Below are 19,320 nucleotides of genomic sequence, written 5' to 3'. Positions count from 1 at the left end.
ACAAGCGGTACCGCCCGGACCGACGGATACGTTCCGCATGTCCGGCCTGTTCAGCCGGTGGCCCTCGGGGGCCGTCGTGGGCCGCCGGGTGCGGCCGGCCCGGGTCGGACGCCGTCGCGCCGCCCGCCGTGTCCGCCGTCCCGGCCGACGTTCATGTCGACTCACCCAGCGTCCGCGAGGCCTCATCCGTCACACTCTCGACGCCGAGCTGCCTCGCCAGACGTTTCAGCCCCCGGTACGCGGCCGTCCGTACCGCGCCCGGCCGCTTGCCGAGGACGCGGGCGGCGGCGGGACCGTCGAGGCCGACGACCACCCGCAGCAGCACGGCCTCGGCCTGGTCGCGCGGCAGCCCGCCGACCAGTTCGAGGGCGTACTCGGTGGACATGGCCTCCATGGCCTGGTCGTAGGTGCTGTGCGGTCCGGGCAGGTCCAGGACGTCCTGTTCCAGCGTGGCGGGCCGGGGCCGTACCCGCTGCCGGCGCAGGTGGTCCAGCGCCCGGTGCCGGGCTATGGTCGCGGTCCAGCCCCGGAACCCGGCCCCGTCGCCCTTGAACCTCCCCAGGTCGCGGGCTATCTCCAGCCAGGCGTCCGACGTCACGTCCTCGGCGTCGTCCCCGACGAGCCCGCGCGCATAGGCGAGCAGGCCGGGCTGTACGAGCCGGTAGGCCACGGCGAAGGCGGCCTCGTCGCCCTTCTGGGCCCGCGCGACGGCCGCGCCCAGTTCCCCGTCGTACGCCTGTGCGCGGCGGGGTTCCCCTCCGTGGCCCAAGAACTGTCCTCGTCCGTACCGAGCGCGTGGCGCACCGCTATCGCTTGGCGTGAGCACGTCCGGCAGTGCCCACACCCCCACGGTCATCAGCGTCCGGCGCCACGAAAGTGTCACAGCTCGTCACACGCCTCGTGCGGCACACGCGAGCACGCCGGTCCGCTCCCGGCCCGTCGTCAAGGGACGGCGGGGCCGCCCGGACGGGTGCCGTCCCGGCCGTACGGCCAGGCGTTGGCGACACAGCCCTTCAGCCCCTTGATCCGCCGCGTCATCGCGGGGGCCGGGCGTCCGGGCCCCGGACAGGTCTCGTGGCCGTGTCCGATGCGGTGACCGGCCTCGCGGTTGACGATTTCCTCCGTGCCGACGGTCAGGCGGCGGTCCCCCGGGCCCGCCCGTGCAGCACCAGGTAGAAGGTCCCCAGCGACTCCTGCGGGCCGCCCGCCTCGAACCGGTTGTACACCTTGCCGACCGGATTCCAGATCCGGCCGTCGGGCATCCGGACCCCGACCGGCTGACCGAAGTACGCGCGCTGCCGCTCGTCGAGGTCCACCCACACCCCGCCCGCGCGGCGCACGAGCACCTCTCCGACGTAGGCGCCGAGGCCGAACAGCGTGTCGTGCGCCCGCTCGCGGTCCGCCCCGCCCTTGCGGAGCCCGTCGACCAGGGCGTCGACCAGGCGCAGGCTGGCCACGGAGTAGTCCAGCGGAAGCCGGCCGCGGGCGGTCGCGCGGGCGACGAAGGCCGCCGCGTACGGCCGCATCCGTCCCGCACCCGGTATCCACTCGTCCGCCGCCTCCATGCGACACCGCCCCTCAACTCGCGCCACGGGGGGACTCGTTCGAATCTCCCTGGGAACCAAGCGGTCGTCCGGCCGTGATCATCACGTGTCATGGACGTGGCGATCACCACACAGTCAACCCACAGGGCGCATACAACCTTTCGGCTTTTCGTACGTCCGCGAGGCCTCTGGGGGGACGTACGCGTCCGGTGACGCCGCGTGTGACGTTTGGCCCGCGCTCGGCGCTGGATGAGTGCCACCTGTGGGACAGGTGGTGTCCATGTGCTTTTTCCATAGGGGTGGGGTAGTTGAGTCCACGCAGGACCCATGCGTACAAGCCGCTCAGCCTGAAACGGCGGGCCTGGCTGACCGTCGGAGCCGTCGTGCTCAGTGGCGCGGGTGTCGTCACGTACGCGATGGCCGATCCGTCGTCCGCGCCGGCCGACCCGCGTGAGGAGGCCCGCGAGCCGAGCATCCACACGCTGGAGCTGGAGAACCGGGGAGCGGGCCGCCGGGGTCTCGACCGGCAGGGCACGGAGCGCTTCAGCGCGGTGCTGGTGACCTGGGACAACCCGGAGGCGGACGCCAAGGGCACGCCCGAGGTGCGCACCCGGGACCTGGAGACCGGCAAGTGGTCCGGCTGGCAGGAGCTGGAGGACGAACCGAGCCAGGCCGACGGCGCGGAGGGCGAGCGGGCGGCGGCCCGCGGCGGCACGGCGTCGCTGTGGACCGACGACGCCGACGGCGTCGAGGTGCGCGTGGTGAACGCCGACGGCACCCAGGTGGGCGGCCAGCCGGCCGGTATGGACGTCAAGCTCCTCGACCCGGGCACGGACCCCGAGGGCGCGCCGACGGTCGCGAGCATGGAGCCGGCCGCGTTCACGGCGGAGACCACGGCGCCGGTGACCACGGAGCCGACGCCGACGCAGACCACCGGGACGCCGTCGGAGCCGGCCGCCACGGAGCCGGCCACCCCCACGGACACGACGTCCGCGGAGCCGGCCGGCACCCCGTCGGAGACGGCGGCCACGGACACCGCGTCCCCCGAGCCGACGCCCACCGTCCCCGAGCCCCGCCCGTCGACGGTCGTGAAGCCGCCGGTCATCACGCAGGCCGAGTGGGGCGCGTCCACGGACTACGACGGCACGCCGAGCTACGGCACCGAGATCAAGGCCGCCGTCATCCACCACACCGGCGTCGACAGCGACAACAGCGTCTCCTGCGCCGACTCGCGGGCCCGGATGCGCTCCATCCAGCAGGAGCACTTCGCCCGCGGCTACTACGACATCGGCTACAACTTCGTCGTCGACCGCTGCGGGCAGATCTTCGAGGGCCGCAGCGGCGGCATGGACCTGCCGGTGGTCGGCGCGCACGACGTCGGCTTCAACACCGACACGCTCGGCATCTCGTACCTGGGCAACTTCGAGAGCGCCCACCCGAGCCGGGCCGCGCTGGACTCGATCGCGCGGGTCGTCGCCTGGAAGTTCGGCATGTACGGCATCGACCCGACCGGCAAGGTCACGCTGACCTCCGGTACGGAGGCCGGGGTCACCGGCAACAAGATCGACAAGGGTGAGTCGGTCACCCTGCCGCGGGTCTTCGGCCACCGGGACACCAACAACACGGCCTGCCCCGGCAAGAACCTGTACCCGAAGCTGTCCCGGATCGCCTCGCTCGCCGGGACCCCGGGCATCTCGCACGCCCTGGCCACCTCGGACCACAACCGGGACGGCCTCGCCGACCTGGTCGCCGGCACCCCGAAGGCCTCGGGCGGCGGCAGCGTGACCGTCATCCCCGGCGGGCTGGACGGCCCGGTCACCGGCGCCAGGAAGACGATCACCCAGAGCAGCGCCGGCGTCCCCGGCTCCAACGAGTCCGGTGACGGCTTCGGCACCTCCACGGCCTGGGGCGACGTCAACGGCGACGGGTACGCCGACCTCGCGATCGGCATCCCGGGGGAGAACGACACCAGCGGCCACACCGACCGCGGCGGCGTCGCGGTGATGTACGGCCCGGACCTGGACACCGGTTTCTCGTACTACACCTCGGGCGTCACGCAGACCGGCGCGAAGCTCGGCACCACGGTCGCCGTCGGCGACTTCGACGGTGACGGCAAGGCGGACGTGTTCGCGGCCGGCACCGGCGGGGGCGGCAACTGGAACGCCCGGCACACCGACGGCGCCACCAAGTACGGCACGCTCACCGCTTCCACCGGTTCCGTCTCCTACCTGGACGCCGCGAGCGGCGACTTCAACCAGGACGGCTACGCGGACATCGCCCTCAACTACCGCGACACCGGCGGCACCAGCCGTGTCGTCCGCTTCGCGGGCTCCGCGTCCGGCCTGACCAAGGCGGGCGTCATCTCCGTCAAGGGCGGGCGCTCCCTCGCCGTGGGCGACTTCAACGGCAACGGCTACGACGACATCGTCATCGGCCAGCCGGTGGCCGCCGAGTCCGGCGGTACGACGCCGGGCGGGCGGATCACCATGGTCCTCGGCACGTCGTCCGGGTTCACCACCACCGGCATGAGGACCCTCCACCAGAACACCTCCGGCGTCCCCGGCGGCAACGAGTCCGGTGACGCGCTGGGCACCTCGGTCTCGGCCGGCGACCTCAACCGCGACGGCTACGCGGACGTCCTGGCCGGCGCACCCGGCGAGGACTTCACCCGCAGCGGCGCCAACCGCAAGGACACCGGCCAGGCGATCCTGTTCCGCGGCGGCTCCTCCGGCCTCACCGGCACCGGCGCGATCGGCCTCTCCCAGGACACCTCCGAGGTCCCCGGCGCCACGGAGTCCGGTGACCGGTTCGGTTCCGCGGTGTCCCTGACGGACCTGTCCGGCTACGGCCGCGCGGACCTGACGGTCGGCGCCGAGGGCGAGGACACGTCGGACGGCGCGCTGCTGTACGTGCCGAGCAACAGCTCGGGCCTCGGCTACGGCGACTCGTACGCCTTCGGCAAGGGCACCCTCGGCCTGGCGGCGGACGTGCGGATCGGGCAGACACTGACGCCGTAGGAACGCACCACCGGCACGACGACGGCCGGGCCCCGCGCGCCATGCGGGGCCCGGCCGTTCCGTGTCCGCCGCGGACTACCGCCCGGCCGTGACCAGCCAGGCGCCCGGCCCGGCGGCACCGGCCGCCAGGACCACGACGAGCAGCCGCGCCGTCCGGTTGTCCTTCTCGATCGCCAGGCGGACCGTCCGCCGGAACTCCTTCGCCATACGACCTCCAGCCGTCCGTGTCATCGACGGCGGGGGGCCGGTCGGCTCACCGGCCACTGCGTCACCGGGCCCGAGAACGTCACACCGCGGGGCACCGCACTACGGGTGTGATCCCCCGCCGGCGGCGTCCCGGCACAGCAGGCGGAGGGAGCCGTCGCCCGTGTAGCAGCGGCGGGCCTCGTCGATGGGGTCCCAGAGTTGGCCGTCGGGGGTGCGGACCCAGTGGTCGCCGCCGGAGGACCACCACTCGCCGCCGGTCTGGCGGGCGATCACCTCGCCGGCGTAGGCGCCGAATCCGCGCAGCACCAGTTCCACGGCGGCGAACGGGGCCGCCTCCTGGCGTATGTCCTCGATCATCCGGTCGACGCTCCACAGACTGCGCGCCGAGTAGTCGAGGCGCAACCGCGCACCCTCGCGCATCGCCGCCACCGCGTCCGCCGCCCAGCGGACCGGCTTGGTCGCGGCCGAGGGCCTGGTCTCCTGCTGTGTGGTCACAGTCGTCGCAGTCGTCACATCCTGGTAAGCGCCCGGGAGAAGCGTTTCGTCACCCTGATGTGCGGGGCGGGGGTTCAGCCGTCCCTGCGGCTGCGGCGGGACACCACGGCGCGCAGTACCCGGCGCCCCTCCGTCGAGACCTCCAGGGCTCCGCGCAGGCCCCCCGGGCCGTGGGCGGCGAGGAGTTCCAGGACCGCGAGCTGGCGGCGCAGTTCGGCGGCGAGCAGCGGTGACAGGCCGTCGGGGCGGCCGTCACGGCGGGCGTCGGCGAGGCCGGAGTCGTCGTCGGCGCCGTCCAGCAGCCGGTGGATCCGCAGCGCGGCGACGGAGCAGTCGTCGGCCCACTCCCGCAGCCCGGCGGCGGACCGCTCGGCGGGGGCGCCGGCGAGCATCCGGTGCGCGAGCGCCACGGCCTCGTCCGCGCCGCCGGCCGCCGCGTCCAGCGTGCCGCGGGCCTGCTCCAGCCGCTGTGCCCAGTCACCGGCGGGCGCGGCCTCCGCGAGGCTCGCCCACAGCGGCCGCAGCACCTCGTCGCCGCCGCCCAGCAGCGGCACGCACCGATCCAAACAAGCCAACCCGCTCACGGCCAGTCCGCGCTCGTCGGCCTGTGCGATCAGTTCCACCAGGCTCATCCACGCCTCCTCAAGGAATGTTCGCGGGCCCCGGAGAGGCCCTCACGTGCCCCATCCCTCACGGAGCCCGCATTTCCCCTTACTGCGTGCGACGGGCCCGGAGTGTCACAGAGGCACCACACCGAGCCGGTCGAGCAGACGGAAGAAGAGGTTTTCGGCCATCGGGTCGGGGTCGGCGGTCAGCACCTCGGCCAGGTCCTCGGCGGAGGCGGTGCGCCCCGCCTCCTCGGCCCAGAAGACGGCCCGTCCGGCGGCGTCGGAGGGTTCCAGGAAGTAGTCCTCCAGCGTGAGCCCCTCCTGCTGTCCCTCCAGGTGGCCGGCCATGTTGGCCCGCGCCAGACAGGTGGTCCACGCCCCGCTCTCCGGTGACGCCGCCTCCACCACCACGCAGTCGCTGTCCATGACGTATCCGAACAGCGCGGGCGCGCCGGTCTCCCGGGCCAGGTCGTTCATGTTCCCGATGTCGCCCTGGCCGCCCGGGTACTCCCACACCTGCCAGCCATCGGGCGCCGAGGTGCGCAGGGTCGTCCCCCCGGCCGCACCGGCCAGCGTGTCCAGCTCGGCGAGCGGCCGCTCCGCGCGGCCCACGACGAAATACCCCCAGTAGCCCATGTGCCGGTGTTCCCCCCGGTGTCGCGGTCGGTCCGCCAGAACACCACCACAGTCGTACGGGGGTCCGCAGCCGTATGCGGCAATCCGCCCCGGAACGGGGAGCCGTCAGTCCAGCTCACCCGCCAGGTCCCGGAACTCCGCCCACGACAGCTCCGGCTCGTCCGGGTCCCAGAGCTTCTGGACGGTCGCCGCCAGCGGCAGCCGGATCCCGTCCGCGACCTGGTCCTGGGTCTGGGCCCCGGGGATGTCGCCCCAGACGGCGAAGGACCCGCCGAGGATCCGGTCGTCGTACCGCTCCGGGACGGCGGTGGTGCCGCGCAGCACCAGCGGCGTCCACTGCTCGTAGATCCGCTCCCCCGTCGGATAGACGAAGGTCAGGGGCTCCCCGAGCACGTAGTAGAGGAACTCGTCGTTGTAGTTGATGACCTCGCGGCCCTCGCTCAGGTACTCCGCGGGCCGTCGGGCGCCGATCTCCTTGCCGGTCCAGTAGGCGACCTGGATGTCCTCGGCCGCCCGCACCGAGCCGCCCCGGAAGAAGCCGTCGTTCCACGCGCGGGGCGTGCGGTCGTGGGCGCGGACGGTGGCGGCCCGGTCGTCGAGCCAGCCGGTGGTCAGGTCCTCCACGGTCGCGCCGGAACCGTACTTCTCCCGCGCGGCGGCGGCGAGGCCCGGGAACGACGCCTCGGGGTCGGAGACCACCAGCGCCTGGTACTCGTCGCCGCCCAGGTGCCACTGCCCACCCGGGAAGAGCCCGGCGTACTCGTTCAGCAGGTCGTCGACGATCTCGGCGGACCCGGCCTCGGAGATGTCGATCGCGCCGCGCACCGCGCCGCCGCTCGCGTCACGCAGTTGCAGGTCCGGATGGGCGGCGATGACCGCGCCGAGGTGTCCGGGCGAGTCGATCTCGGGGACGACGGTGATGTGACGGCTCTCCGCGAGGTCGACGATCTTCTTGACCTGCGCCTTGGTGAGGTGGTCCGCCGAGACGATCTCCGGGTGCGAGTCGGACTCGATGCGGAAGCCCTGGTCGTCGGAGAAGTGCAGGCCGATCTCGTTGAACTTCAGATCGCCCAGCTCGCGGATCCGGTCCTCGATCCAGCCGGCGGTGTAGTGCTTGCGCGCGATGTCCAGCATCAGCCCGCGCCGCTGCTTGGCGGGCTCGTCGCGCACCACGCCCTCGGGAGCGGTCCCGGCCCCCTTGATCTCCTGCTTGAGCGTGCGGGTGCCGTAGAACACGCCCGGCTCGCCGGGGGCGCTCACCGTCACGCTCCCGCCCCGCACGGTCATCGTGTACGACTCCGGGTTCGCGCCCCCGTCCCGGTTCAGCTCCAGCCGCAGGTCCCCGGCCCGCCGGTCGTCCTTCTCGCCCGCGTACGCCAGTCCCAGCTCGCCGGCTATCAGGCGCCCCTCGTCGGCCAGCGCGGGGTCGTCCACGACCACCCGGTGGTCCTTCGCGGGACGCCAGCCAGGACCGCGCTCCGCGGTGTGGCCGCGTACGGCGGGTATGGTGCGCGGCGCCTCGGACAGGGGGTAGGTGCGACTCGGGCTCGGGCTCCCGTCCGGCGTCGTCCCGGCGGCCTCGTCGGAACCGGCGGGGGTCTCGGCGGAGGACGCCGCCGTCGAGCCCGCGGGCGAGCCGTCGCCGTCCGAGGCCGCCCAGAGGCCGAGGCCCACGCCGGACGCGGCCACCAGCGCGCCCGCGGCGACGGCCGTGATCGGCACCCGTCGCCGGTGCCGCCTGGGTTGCCGGTGCTGCCCGTGCTGCCTGTGCTGACTCACTCAGCCAACGTACGACCCGAACGGGTGAAGGGCGTCGACGAGCCGTTCTCAAACTCTGCCGTCCGGGTGAATTCGGGGTACCGATCGGACACGTCTCGGACTCACTCGATAACGTGACGTCACAACTCTCACAGCATCTTCCACCGACACACACGCGACGCCCACGAGGACCCACGCTGCCCGCGCACCGTCTCCCCGACCTCCCCGGCCGAGTCGCCATACCCGGGCAGTCCCGCGGCGCGCCCGGCGTCCCGCCCGCGCTGGAGCGGTTCAACACCGCTCCCGCCGAGGACGCCGAGCGCGCCCTCCTGGTCTGCCTGCGCAGCCCCCGCTGGGCCCTGCGCCTCTCCGGCCACCGCCCCTACCCCGACCTGCCGTCCCTCCTGGCGGCCTCCGACGAGGCGACGTACGACCTCTCCTCCAGGGAACTGGCGGAGGCCCTGGCCGCGGAACCCCGCCCCACCCTCCCCGACGACACGTACTCCGCCGCCCACACGGCCCTGACCGCGGCCCACACGGCGTACGAGACCAAGTTCGGCCACGTCTTCGTCATCTGCCTGGACGACGTCCCCGAGGAGGAGACCCTGGACCGGGTCCTGGAGGACATCCGGTCACGATTGGCGAACGATCCGGAGGACGAGCGGGTCGTGGCGGCCGAGCAACTCCGGCGCCTCGCCCGGGAGCGGTTGACCGGCGTCCTGGGGGCGCGGGGCCGCAACGATCTGCGGCTCCGCCGCGCGGGCGCGACCGACCACGACGGCACCGCACCCGGCACACAACCGGACACCTCACCCCAGATGCCACCGCGGTAGCCCGTAAGCGTGCCAGTTTGATCACACCGGCAGGCCCCCTGCAAGCACCACGGGCATCCGTCGCTAACATGCTGGGGGCCGGTGGACCGTACCCGGCCGGGCCCGACCGACAAGGAAAGCCGGCGCGGCCCCGAACCCCGCTCCCGGAGGAAACTTCCGTGCCGGCTGGAACGCTGTACCGCGGCCGGGAAGGAATGTGGTCCTGGGTGGCTCACCGAGTCACCGGCGTCCTCATCTTCTTCTTCCTGTTCGTTCACGTGCTGGACACCGCTCTCGTGCGGGTGTCCCCCGAGGCCTACGACGACGTCGTGGCCACGTACAAGACGCCGATCGTCGCGCTGCTGGAGTACGGCCTCGTCGCCGCCATCCTCTTCCACGCGCTCAACGGCCTGCGTGTCATCGCCGTCGACTTCTGGGTCAAGGGCGCCCGCTACCAGAAGCAGATGCTCTGGACCGTCGTCGCCATCTGGGTCGTGCTGATGCTCGGGGCGATCTACCCCGTCCTCGGCCACGCCGCTCGTGAACTGTTCGGGAGCTGACGCCCATGTCCACGACTGACACCACCGCCTCGGGCATCGGCCCCGTCGAGGGCGGCCCGCTCTACTCCGTCGACAACCCGGCACCGGTCATCGAGCCCCCGCGCAAGCGGACGAAGAAGACCCCGAAGTCCACCCGGGGCAACTTCGAGCTGGCCGCCTGGCTGTTCATGCGCCTGTCCGGCGTCGTCCTGGTCGTCCTCGTCATCGGCCACCTGCTGATCCAGCTGGTCCTCGACGGCGGCGTCTCCAAGATCGGCTTCGCCTTCGTGGCCGGCCGCTGGGCCTCGCCGTTCTGGCAGGTCTGGGACCTGCTGATGCTGTGGCTGGCGATGCTGCACGGCGCCAACGGCCTGCGTACGGTCATCAACGACTACGCGGAGCGGCCGAACACCCGGCTGTGGCTCAAGGGCCTGCTCTACACCGCCACGGTGTTCACCATCCTGCTGGGCACGCTGGTGATCTTCACCTTCGACCCGAACATCCGCTAGGCACGGGGCTGCGAAACTCATGAAGGTACACAAGTACGACACCGTCATCGTCGGCGCCGGCGGCGCGGGCATGCGCGCGGCCATCGAGTCGACGAAGCGCAGCCGCACGGCCGTCCTGACGAAGCTCTACCCCACCCGCTCCCACACGGGCGCCGCGCAGGGCGGCATGGCCGCCGCGCTGGCCAACGTGGAGGAGGACAACTGGGAGTGGCACACCTTCGACACGGTCAAGGGCGGTGACTACCTGGTCGACCAGGACGCCGCCGAGATCCTGGCGAAGGAGGCCATCGACTCGGTCCTCGACCTGGAGAAAATGGGCCTGCCGTTCAACCGGACGCCCAACGGGACGATCGACCAGCGCCGCTTCGGCGGTCACAGCCGGAACCACGGCGAGGCCCCGGTCCGCCGGTCCTGCTACGCGGCCGACCGCACCGGTCACATGATCCTCCAGACGCTGTACCAGAACTGCGTCAAGGAGGGCGTGGAGTTCTTCAACGAGTTCTACGTCCTGGACCAGCTCATCACCGAGGTCGACGGCGTCAAGAAGTCGGCCGGTGTGGTCGCGTACGAGCTGGCGACCGGCGAGATCCACGTCTTCCAGGCGAAGTCCGTGATCTACGCCTCCGGCGGCACCGGCAAGTTCTTCAAGGTGACGTCGAACGCGCACACGCTGACCGGTGACGGTCAGGCGGCCGTGTACCGGCGCGGGCTGCCGCTGGAGGACATGGAGTTCTTCCAGTTCCACCCGACCGGCATCTGGCGCATGGGCATCCTGCTGACGGAGGGCGCCCGCGGTGAGGGCGGCATCCTCCGCAACAAGGACGGCGAGCGCTTCATGGAGAAGTACGCGCCGGTCATGAAGGACCTCGCGTCCCGTGACGTCGTCTCGCGCTCCATCTACACGGAGATCCGCGAGGGCCGCGGCTGCGGTCCCGAGGGCGACCACGTCTACCTGGACCTCACGCACCTCCCGCCGGAGCAGCTCGACGCCAAGCTGCCCGACATCACGGAGTTCGCGCGGACGTACCTCGGCATCGAGCCGTACACGGACCCGATCCCGATCCAGCCGACCGCGCACTACGCGATGGGCGGCATCCCGACCAACGTCGAGGGTGAGGTCCTCATCGACAACACCACCGTCGTGCCGGGCCTGTACGCGGCCGGCGAGGTCGCCTGTGTGTCCGTGCACGGCGCCAACCGTCTGGGCACCAACTCGCTGCTGGACATCAACGTGTTCGGCAAGCGGGCCGGTATCGCGGCGGCGGACTACTCCCAGAAGGCCGACTTCGTCGAGCTGCCGGAGAACCCGGAGTCCTTCGTCGTCGAGCGGATCGAGCGGCTTCGGACCTCCACCGGCAACGAGCGGGTGGCCACCATCCGCCGTGAGCTGCAGGAGACCATGGACGCCAACGTCATGGTGTTCCGCACCGAGCAGACGATCAAGACGGCGGTCGAGAAGATCGCCGAGCTGCGCGAGCGCTACAAGAACGTCGCCATCCAGGACAAGGGCAAGCGGTTCAACACCGACCTGCTGGAGGCCATCGAGCTGGGCAACCTGCTCGACCTGGCCGAGGTCATGGCCGTCTCCGCGCTGGCCCGCAAGGAGTCCCGCGGCGGTCACTACCGCGAGGACTACCCGAACCGCGACGACGTCAACTTCATGCGTCACACGATGGCGTACCGCGAGGTCGGCGCCGACGGCACCGAGACCGTCCGTCTGGACTACAAGCCGGTCGTCCAGACCCGCTACCAGCCGATGGAGCGTAAGTACTGATGGCTACCCCTGTTCTGGACAAGGCGGACGCGGCCGGTTCCCCCGGGCCCGGTTTCGCCGACTCCCCGTACATCACCGTCACGATGCGGATCCGCCGGTTCAACCCGGAGGTCGCGGCCGAGGCGGTCTGGGAAGACTTCCAGCTGGAGATCGACCCGAAGGAGCGTGTCCTCGACGCGCTGCACAAGATCAAGTGGGATCTGGACGGCACGCTGACCTTCCGCCGTTCCTGCGCCCACGGCATCTGCGGCTCCGACGCCATGCGGATCAACGGCAAGAACCGCCTGGCGTGCAAGACGCTGATCAAGGACATCAACCCCGAGAAGCCGATCACGGTCGAGGCCATCAAGGGCCTGACGGTCCTGAAGGACCTGGTCGTGGACATGGAGCCGTTCTTCCAGGCGTACCGGGACGTGATGCCCTTCCTGATCACGAAGGAGACCAACGAGCCGACGCGCGAGCGGCTGCAGTCCGCCGAGGACCGCGAGCGCTTCGACGACACGACGAAGTGCATCCTGTGCGCCGCGTGCACGTCCTCGTGCCCGGTGTTCTGGAACGACGGGCAGTACTTCGGCCCGGCGGCCATCGTCAACGCGCACCGCTTCATCTTCGACTCGCGTGACGAGGCCGGCGAGCAGCGCCTGGAGATCCTCAACGACCGCGACGGCGTCTGGCGCTGCCGCACCACCTTCAACTGCACGGACGCCTGCCCGCGCGGTATCGAGGTCACGAAGGCGATCGCCGAGGTGAAGCGTGCGCTGATCACGCGCCGCTACTGAGGTACGCCGCCGTACGTTCCCGAGGGCCCCGTCTCCGCCGGAGACGGGGCCCTCGGGCGTTCCGTGACGCAGCCCACTCCACCATTGAGTTGAACACGTTCAAAAAGAGGGTCTAGAGTCTCTCCCGTCAACGTTTTGAACGTGTTCAAGAAGGGCTGGGGGACATGGACCGTACGGTCATCGCCTACGTCATCTACCTGGTGGTCAGCATCGGGCTGACCGTCTGGGTCGCTCGTACGCTCAGCAGCAACGGGCGGATCTTCCTCTCCGACGTGCTGCACGGCAACGAGAGGCTCGCCGACGCCGTCAACCACCTCCTGGTGGTCGGCTTCTACCTCGTCAACCTCGGGTTCGTCGCGCTGTACCTGAGCGACGACGAGACGATCACCGACACGCGCGGCATCTTCGAGGCCCTGTCGACCAAGCTCGGCGTGGTGCTGCTGGTGCTGGGCGTGATGCACCTGGGCAACGTGTACGTGCTCAACAGGATCCGGCGGCGCGGGGTGATGGAGCGGGAGCAGATCCCGCCGGTGCCGCCGCAGGGCTGGGCAGCCCCTCAGGCCGGGGCGTGAGCGGCGTGACGGCCGCACACGAGGACCGGGGCGCCGCGCGCGTCCCGGTCCGCCGGCTCACCGTGCTGTACGACGCCGAGTGCTCCCTGTGCGCCTTCGTACGGGACTGGCTGGTGCGCCAGCCCCAGCTGGTACCCCTGGAGCTGGTCCCGGCGGCCTCGGAGGCGGCGCGGGCCCGGTACCCCGGCCTCGACCACGGGTCCACCCTGGAGGAGATCACCGTGGTCGGTGACGCCGGGCAGGTGTACCGGGGCGCCGCCGCCTGGGTCGTCACCCTGTGGGCACTGCGCGAGTACCGGCGCCTCGCCCACCGGCTGAGCACCCCGGCCGGCGCCCGGCTCGCCAAGGGCGCGGTACTGGCCGCCGCCAAGTGGCGCGGGATGACGACCGGGTGGGGCGGAGGCGTGTACCACCGGGGCGACGGGTGGACGTACGATCCGCGCGACGGCTGGAGCTACACCCCGCCGAACTGCGCCGCGGGCACCTGCACCGCCCCGTAGGACAGCCCTTCCCTGGCGTTAGGCTCCTTCCGTGCCCGCGAAGAACGACGGCCCCGACGACGGCGCCACCCTCAGCAAGTCCGAGCAGACCCGCGCCCTGATCCTCGAGACCGCCATGCGGCTGTTCCAGGAGCGCGGGTACGACAAGACGACCATGCGGGCCATCGCCAAGGAGGCGGGGGTCTCCGTCGGCAACGCGTACTACTACTTCGAGGGCAAGGAACACCTGATCCAGGGCTTCTACGACCGGATCGCCGCCGAGCACCAGGTGGCCGTCCGGGAGGTCCTGCGCCGGGAGACCGACCTGGAGGCCCGGCTCGCGGGCGTGCTGAAGGCGTGGCTGGACATCGCCACGCCGTACCACGAGTTCGCGGTGCAGTTCTTCAAGAACGCCGCCGACCCGGACAGCCCGCTCAGCCCCTTCTCCCCCGAGTCGGAGCACGCGCGCGTGGAGGCGATCAGCGTCCACCGCGCGGTGCTCGCCGGGACGAAGAGCAAGGTGCCGGAGGAGCTGCGGGACATCCTGCCCGAGTTGATGTGGCTGTCCCAGATGGGGCTCGTCCTGTACTGGATCTTCGACCGCACCGAGGGCCGGGAGCGCAGCTACCGGCTGGCCGAGCGCGGCGCGCGGATCACCGCGCGGGGCATCGCCCTGGCCCGTTTCCGGGTGCTGCGGCCCCTGGTGCGCGAGGTGCACGAGCTGTTCACGGAGTTCCTGCCCGGCATGACGAAGGCGCTTCCGAACCCGGCGGAGAGGGAGAAGGGGGCGCCCGCCGACGACGGGCGCCCCGGCACCGTCAGCTGACGGCGTCCACCTCACCGGGCGTGAGTTCCACGTCGTGCACGAACGGGCCGTCGGTCACGGTCACGGCTCCCGCGCGGGAGCCGTGCGGGGCCGCCGTGACCGCGAGCAGATAGGTGCCCGGGGCCGGTACGGAGACGATGTACGCGCCGTCGGCGAGGGAGACCACGCGGTCCAGCCGGCGTCCCCCGGAGGTCAGCAGGGTGACGACCGCGCCCTCGACGGGTTCGCCGTCGGCGGCGCGGACGAAGCCGTGGACGACCGAGGAGGGACCGCCCGGAACGCCGGAGGGCGTCGTGGGCGCCACGGTCGCCTCCTCCCTCGGTTCCACCGCCAGGTGCGGCAGCCGCTTCTCCAGCCCGGCCGGCAGCCACCAGTTGGACTTCCCGAGCAGGTGCATCACGGCCGGCACCAGTGCCGTGCGCAGGATGAACGCGTCCAGGGCGACCGCGGCGGCCAGCCCCACGCCCGCCATGGCGGCGCCGTAGTCGCCGCTGAGCACGAAGGCGAGGAAGACGCAGACCATGATCAGGGCCGCGGAGTTGATGACGCGGCTGGTCTCCGCGAGGCCGACGCGCACCGCGCGGGCGTTGTCCCGGGTGTGCACCCACTCCTCGTGCATCCGGCTCACCAGGAACACCTGGTAGTCCATGGAGAGCCCGAACAGCAACGACAGCATGATGATCGGCAGGAAGGACGCGATGGGGCCCTCCTGGCCGAGGCCGAGCAGGTCCAGGCCGTAACCCCACTGGAAGACCGCCACCAGGACGCCGAAGGAGGCCGCCGCCGCGAGCAGGTTCATCACGGCGGCCGTCAGCGGCACCACCAGGGAACGGAACGCGAGCAGCAGGAGCAGGAAGCCGAGGCCGATGATCGTGCCGATGAACAGCGGCAGCCGCTCGCCGGTCACCGTCGCGAAGTCCTTGGACACCGCGGTCACCCCGCCGACATGGGCCTCCACGCCCGCGTCCGGGATGACGTCGTCGCGCAGGGTGTCGATGAGCCGGTCCGTCTCCTCGGCCTGCGGGGAGGTGGTGGGGACGACCTGGATGACGGTGACGCCGTTCGCGGGCGGTACGGCGGCGACCTGGGCGACGCCCTCGGTGCGCTCCAGGACCGTCACCAGGCCGTCGGGCGCCCGCCGTCCACGACCACCTGCAGCGGGCCGTTGAAGCCGGGCCCGAAGCCCTCGGCGAGCAGGTCGTAGGCCTTCCTGGTGGTCATGGAAGCGTCGTCGTTGCCCTGGTCCACGGTGCCCAGGCGCAGCGACAGCAGCGGGACCGCGAGCGCCGCCATCAGGACCACGGCGAGGACGGCCACGGACCGCGGGCGACGCTGGACGCCCGCGGACCAGCGCGCGGCGAGACCGCTCACCGTCTCGGTCTGAGGGCCCTTCGCCGCGAGCCTGCGGCGCTGGCGGCGGCTGAGCACCCGGTGGCCGAGCAGGCCGAGCAGCGCGGGCAGCAGGGTGACGGCGGCGAGCACGCTCAGCACGACGGTGAGCGTGGTGCCGATGACCACGCCGTCCAGGAACCGCAGGTTCGTCACCAGCATCCCGGCGAGCGCGATGCACACCGTGCCGCCCGCGAACAGCACCGCGCGGCCGGAGGTGTTGAGGGCGGTGACCGCCGCCTCCTCCGGGTCGGCGCCGCGCAGGATGCCGCGCCGGTGCCGGGTGACGATGAACAGGGCGTAGTCGATGCCGACGCCGAGACCGATCAGCGTGGACAGCAGTGTGGCGAGTTCGGGGACGTTGGTGACGTGGCTGAGCAGCTGGGTGCCGAACATGCCGGTGCCGACGCCGAAGACGGCGACCACGATCGGCAGCAGCATCGCGAAGAGCGACCCGAAGGCCACGAACAGCACGATCGCGGCGGCCAGGATGCCGACCAGCTCGGCGGTGCCCGTCGGCGGTTCCTGGACGCGCGTGATGGCCTGGCCGCCCAGCTCCACCTGGAGCCCGTCGCGCGCGGCGTCCTGCGCGGTGTCGACGACGTCCTGGACCAGTTCCTTCGGCACGGCGTCCGCCTGCTCGGCGAACGTGACCTGCGCGTAGGCGATCCGCCCGTCCTCGCTGATCTGCGCCGCGCCCTGGGCGCCGTAGGGGTTCGTGACGGCGCCGACGCCCTCCATGCGCCCGATCTCCGTCAGCGCCGGCTCGATCCGGGACCGTACGGAGCCGTCCCGCACGGAGCCCTCGTCGACCTTCCACACCACGGTGTCGGTGTCGCCGGCGCGTTCCGGGAACGCCCGCTCCATCAGGTCGTACGCCCGCTTGGAGTCGGTGTCCGGAAGCGAGAAGACCTCCGCGTAGTTCGTGCCCGCGCCGCTCGCCGAGACCCCCAGTCCGAGCAGCGCCCCCACCCACACCAACAGGACCACCAGCCGATGCCGATAGCACCAGCGTGCCAATACCGCCACGTTTCCGCTCCTTCGTCGCTCGGTCGGTCCCCCAGGTCCTGGGCAGCAGGATCGACGGCGGCACCCGCGCGGGGACACGACTCGGGCGGGACTCTCAAGGAACTCCAAAGCGAACACCGGTACGACCGGAGGCCGTTCCGCCGATACTGGGGACATGACGACAGCTCCCGGCACCGTGCTGGTCGTGGAGGACGAGGAGAGCATCGCGGACGTCCTCGCCATCGCCCTGCGCTACCACCGTTTCGAGGTCATGACCGCGGGCACGGTCCGCGAGGCGCTCGCGCTGACCGAGCACACCCGCCCCGACTGCGCCCTGCTCGACGTGATGCTCCCGGACGGCGACGGCCGCGCCCTCGGCCGTGAACTGCGGTCCCGGCGGCCGGAGCTGGCGCTGGTGTTCCTCACCGCGCGGGACGCGCCCGCCGAGGTCGTCGGCGCGCTCGGCTTCGGCGACGACTACATCACCAAGCCGTTCAACATCGACGAGGTCGTCGCCCGCGTCACCGCCGTACTGCGCCGCACCCGCCCCACCGACGTCCTCCCGCAGCGGGCGCCGCTGCGCCACGGCGACCTGGAGCTGGACGAGACGACGTACTCGGTGCGCCGCGCGGGCCGCTCGGTCGAGCTCACCCCCACCGAGTACGCGCTGCTGCGCTTCCTGGTGCGCAACGGCGGCCGGATCGTGCCGAAGGAGCAACTGCTGCGCCACGTCTGGCAGTACGAGCACACCCCGGCCGAGTCGACCGTCGTCGAGACCTACATCAGCTATCTGCGGCGCAAACTCGACGCCCTGGGCCCGCCGGTGATCACCACCCGGCGCGGGGTCGGGTACGGCCTGACGTGAGGCTCCCGATCCGGAAACCGGGCCCCGGGCGGGGTATCCATTCACTGCGCGGGGCGCTGACGCTGGCGAACGTGGTGCTGCTGGCCCTCGGCATCGTGGCGGCCACCGCGGTGAGCGTGATGGGCATGCGCTACTACCTGCTGGACCAGATCGACACGGAGCTGACCCGGACCCGTGACTCGCTGGGTGGCTCGGAGCTGACGCTGCGGCAGATCGACTCGCTGAGCGTGCTGAGCTTCTTCCGCGACCGGGTGGACCCGGACTGGAACCGGGAGGACGACCCGGACTCGATCTTCGCCGCCGTGGACGGCCGGGGCGAGCCCGTCGGCATCCTCGGCTTCGAGCCGACGAAGGCACAGCACGATCTGGCGGACACGGTGGGCGACGCGCGCGCCCTGGTCGAGGACCCGGAACCGCATGACGTCACCGTGCGCGGCGCCGCCTACCGCGTCACCGCCACCCGGCTCGCGGACGGCACGTACATCCTGATCGCCGGCTCCACCGAGGCGGTGCACGACGGTGTCACCAAGGCCGTCAAGCTCGACCTGGCCATCGGGACGCTGCTGTTGCTGCTGCTGGCCTGTCTGACCAGGTTCAGTGTGCGGCGGCGGATGCGGCCGCTGGAGGACATGGTGGAGACCTCGTCGGCGATCGCGGAGGGCGACCTGACCCGGCGGGTGCCCTCCAGCCGGGACCCGATCCTGGAGGTGGAGCAGCTGCGGCTCGCCCTCAACTCGATGCTCCAGCAGGTGGAGTCGGCGTACCGCACGCGCGAGCGCAGCGCGGCCCAGCTGCGGCGGTTCGTCGCGGACGCCTCGCACGAGCTGCGGACGCCGCTGGCCGCGATACGCGGCTACCTCCAGCTCTACGACCGGGGGATGCTGCGGGAGCCGACGGAGCGCAGGCGGGCCTGGGACAGGATGCTGGCGGAGTCCGACCGCATGGGCCGGCTCGTCGACGAGCTGCTGGTGCTGGCCCGGCTGGACCAGAGCCCCGAACTGCGGCTGCGGAACGTGGACGTGTGCCGGCTGGTGCGGGACGCGGCGGAGGACCTGCGGGTGCAGCAGCCGGAGCGGGCGGTGACCGTGGACGCGGACGGTGTGGTGCTGGTGCACGCGGACGAGTCGGGGCTGCGGCAGGTCCTGGGGAACCTGCTGGGCAATGTACGGACGCACACTCCGGCGGACGTCGCGGTGCGTCTCGGGGTGGTCCGCGCGGACGGGGTGGTGCGGCTGTCCGTGGCGGACGACGGGCCGGGGCTCGCGGCGGAGGACGCGGCGCGCGTCTTCGACCGCTTCTTCCGCGCGGGCGGGGGCGCGGGGAGCGGTCTCGGCATGGCGATCGTGCAGGGCGTGGTGCGGGCGCACCGGGGTGAGGTGACGGTACGGACGGCGCCGGGCGAGGGACTGGCGGTGACCGTGACACTGCCGGCCCGGCCGGGAACGTGCCCGGCGGACGACGAGCCGGCACCCGCCTCGTCGGGCCGCACGGCATGAGGCCGGG

18 protein-coding genes and 1 pseudogene are annotated in these 19,320 nt (G+C 71.9%); 11 read left to right on the top strand and 8 right to left on the bottom strand.

Annotated elements, in window-relative coordinates; translation table 11 throughout:
* Positions 1-151 precede the first annotated feature (151 nt).
* Both ACIA6T_RS26600 and ACIA6T_RS26595 read right to left on the bottom strand, forming a co-directional pair.
* On the bottom strand, positions 152-769 hold the full coding sequence (locus tag ACIA6T_RS26600; protein ID WP_399448989.1) for an RNA polymerase sigma factor: 618 nt from the start codon (positions 767-769) through the stop codon (positions 152-154).
* Between the two features lie 364 nt (positions 770-1,133).
* A complete protein-coding gene (locus tag ACIA6T_RS26595) occupies positions 1,134-1,565 on the bottom strand; it encodes a hypothetical protein (protein ID WP_399448988.1) in 432 nt (143 codons plus the stop codon).
* A gap of 395 nt (positions 1,566-1,960) precedes the next feature.
* On the opposite strand from ACIA6T_RS26595, the gene ACIA6T_RS26590 reads away from it, so the two are divergent.
* Positions 1,961-4,561, top strand: coding sequence for an FG-GAP-like repeat-containing protein (locus ACIA6T_RS26590; RefSeq protein ID WP_399449058.1), 2,601 nt, complete (start codon positions 1,961-1,963; stop codon positions 4,559-4,561).
* Positions 4,562-4,636: 75 nt separating this feature from the next.
* Here ACIA6T_RS26590 and ACIA6T_RS26585 read toward each other — a convergent pair whose 3' ends face one another.
* From ACIA6T_RS26585 to ACIA6T_RS26565, 5 genes are all read right to left on the bottom strand, one after another.
* Complete coding sequence (locus ACIA6T_RS26585) at positions 4,637-4,768, bottom strand: hypothetical protein (RefSeq protein ID WP_399448987.1); 132 nt, start codon at positions 4,766-4,768, stop codon at positions 4,637-4,639.
* Positions 4,769-4,867: 99 nt separating this feature from the next.
* A complete protein-coding gene (locus ACIA6T_RS26580; protein WP_399448986.1) occupies positions 4,868-5,263 on the bottom strand; it encodes a hypothetical protein in 396 nt (131 codons plus the stop codon).
* Positions 5,264-5,337: 74 nt separating this feature from the next.
* Complete coding sequence (locus tag ACIA6T_RS26575) at positions 5,338-5,895, bottom strand: hypothetical protein (RefSeq protein ID WP_399448985.1); 558 nt, start codon at positions 5,893-5,895, stop codon at positions 5,338-5,340.
* Positions 5,896-6,000: 105 nt separating this feature from the next.
* Positions 6,001-6,507, bottom strand: coding sequence for a hypothetical protein (locus tag ACIA6T_RS26570; protein WP_399448984.1), 507 nt, complete (start codon positions 6,505-6,507; stop codon positions 6,001-6,003).
* Positions 6,508-6,612: 105 nt separating this feature from the next.
* On the bottom strand, positions 6,613-8,229 hold the full coding sequence (locus ACIA6T_RS26565) for a glycoside hydrolase family 20 protein (protein WP_399449057.1): 1,617 nt from the start codon (positions 8,227-8,229) through the stop codon (positions 6,613-6,615).
* Positions 8,230-8,462: 233 nt separating this feature from the next.
* Here ACIA6T_RS26565 and ACIA6T_RS26560 point away from each other — a divergent pair, with 233 nt between their 5' ends.
* From ACIA6T_RS26560 to ACIA6T_RS26525, 8 genes are all read left to right on the top strand, one after another.
* Positions 8,463-9,098 (top strand): 2-oxo-4-hydroxy-4-carboxy-5-ureidoimidazoline decarboxylase, encoded by a 636-nt coding sequence (locus ACIA6T_RS26560; RefSeq protein ID WP_399449056.1) that lies wholly within the window; start codon positions 8,463-8,465, stop codon positions 9,096-9,098.
* A 158-nt stretch (positions 9,099-9,256) separates the two neighbouring features.
* Positions 9,257-9,637 (top strand): succinate dehydrogenase, cytochrome b556 subunit, encoded by a 381-nt coding sequence (gene sdhC, locus ACIA6T_RS26555; RefSeq protein WP_399448983.1) that lies wholly within the window; start codon positions 9,257-9,259, stop codon positions 9,635-9,637.
* 5 nt (positions 9,638-9,642) lie between these two features.
* Positions 9,643-10,125, top strand: coding sequence for a succinate dehydrogenase hydrophobic membrane anchor subunit (locus ACIA6T_RS26550; protein WP_399448982.1), 483 nt, complete (start codon positions 9,643-9,645; stop codon positions 10,123-10,125).
* Positions 10,126-10,144: 19 nt separating this feature from the next.
* Entirely contained in the window at positions 10,145-11,899 is a 1,755-nt protein-coding gene (sdhA, locus tag ACIA6T_RS26545; RefSeq protein ID WP_399448981.1) for a succinate dehydrogenase flavoprotein subunit, read from the top strand.
* Positions 11,899-12,678 carry a succinate dehydrogenase iron-sulfur subunit gene (locus ACIA6T_RS26540; protein ID WP_361737335.1) on the top strand — a complete coding sequence of 260 codons (780 nt, stop codon included), beginning with the start codon at positions 11,899-11,901 and terminating at the stop codon, positions 12,676-12,678. The genes sdhA and ACIA6T_RS26540 overlap by 1 nt, the downstream gene beginning before the upstream one ends.
* Positions 12,679-12,842: 164 nt before the next feature.
* On the top strand, positions 12,843-13,250 hold the full coding sequence (locus ACIA6T_RS26535) for a hypothetical protein (RefSeq protein ID WP_399448980.1): 408 nt from the start codon (positions 12,843-12,845) through the stop codon (positions 13,248-13,250).
* The gene (locus tag ACIA6T_RS26530) at positions 13,247-13,750 is read left to right on the top strand and encodes a thiol-disulfide oxidoreductase DCC family protein (RefSeq protein WP_399448979.1); all 504 of its coding nucleotides are present in this window, start codon (positions 13,247-13,249) and stop codon (positions 13,748-13,750) included. Before ACIA6T_RS26535 ends, ACIA6T_RS26530 begins: the two co-directional genes overlap by 4 nt.
* Before the next feature lie 31 nt (positions 13,751-13,781).
* A complete protein-coding gene (locus ACIA6T_RS26525; RefSeq protein WP_399448977.1) occupies positions 13,782-14,555 on the top strand; it encodes a TetR/AcrR family transcriptional regulator in 774 nt (257 codons plus the stop codon).
* Here the strand turns inward: ACIA6T_RS26525 and ACIA6T_RS26520 are convergent.
* Positions 14,548-16,964 (bottom strand): annotated as a pseudogene (locus tag ACIA6T_RS26520) (MMPL family transporter). The gene ACIA6T_RS26525 and the pseudogene ACIA6T_RS26520 sit on opposite strands and share 8 nt — an antisense overlap.
* 163 nt (positions 16,965-17,127) lie before the next feature.
* Here ACIA6T_RS26520 and ACIA6T_RS26515 point away from each other — a divergent pair.
* On the top strand, positions 17,128-17,817 hold the full coding sequence (locus tag ACIA6T_RS26515; protein WP_399448976.1) for a response regulator transcription factor: 690 nt from the start codon (positions 17,128-17,130) through the stop codon (positions 17,815-17,817).
* 71 nt (positions 17,818-17,888) lie between these two features.
* Complete coding sequence (locus ACIA6T_RS26510) at positions 17,889-19,313, top strand: sensor histidine kinase (protein ID WP_399448975.1); 1,425 nt, start codon at positions 17,889-17,891, stop codon at positions 19,311-19,313.
* Positions 19,314-19,320: the final 7 nt, after the last annotated feature.

It is taken from the genome of Streptomyces sp. NPDC051740, from assembly GCF_044453165.1.
Classification (GTDB): Bacteria; Actinomycetota; Actinomycetes; order Streptomycetales; family Streptomycetaceae; genus Streptomyces; species Streptomyces atrovirens.
This window is presented reverse-complemented; position numbering and strand designations above follow the sequence as displayed.

Bases quoted from the DNA above. Each gene is read 5' to 3' on its own strand.
- ACIA6T_RS26590 (WP_399449058.1), top strand. From the start codon at position 1,961: ATGGCCGATCCGTCGTCCGCGCCGGCCGACCCGCGTGAGGAGGCCCGC.
- ACIA6T_RS26550 (WP_399448982.1), top strand. From the start codon at position 9,643: ATGTCCACGACTGACACCACCGCCTCGGGCATCGGCCCCGTCGAGGGC.
- sdhA (WP_399448981.1), top strand. From the start codon at position 10,145: ATGAAGGTACACAAGTACGACACCGTCATCGTCGGCGCCGGCGGCGCG.
- ACIA6T_RS26585 (WP_399448987.1), bottom strand. From the start codon at position 4,768: ATGGCGAAGGAGTTCCGGCGGACGGTCCGCCTGGCGATCGAGAAGGAC.
- ACIA6T_RS26535 (WP_399448980.1), top strand. From the start codon at position 12,843: ATGGACCGTACGGTCATCGCCTACGTCATCTACCTGGTGGTCAGCATC.
- ACIA6T_RS26595 (WP_399448988.1), bottom strand. From the start codon at position 1,565: ATGGAGGCGGCGGACGAGTGGATACCGGGTGCGGGACGGATGCGGCCG.
- ACIA6T_RS26575 (WP_399448985.1), bottom strand. From the start codon at position 5,895: ATGAGCCTGGTGGAACTGATCGCACAGGCCGACGAGCGCGGACTGGCC.
- ACIA6T_RS26570 (WP_399448984.1), bottom strand. From the start codon at position 6,507: ATGGGCTACTGGGGGTATTTCGTCGTGGGCCGCGCGGAGCGGCCGCTC.
- ACIA6T_RS26515 (WP_399448976.1), top strand. From the start codon at position 17,128: ATGACGACAGCTCCCGGCACCGTGCTGGTCGTGGAGGACGAGGAGAGC.
- ACIA6T_RS26540 (WP_361737335.1), top strand. From the start codon at position 11,899: ATGGCTACCCCTGTTCTGGACAAGGCGGACGCGGCCGGTTCCCCCGGG.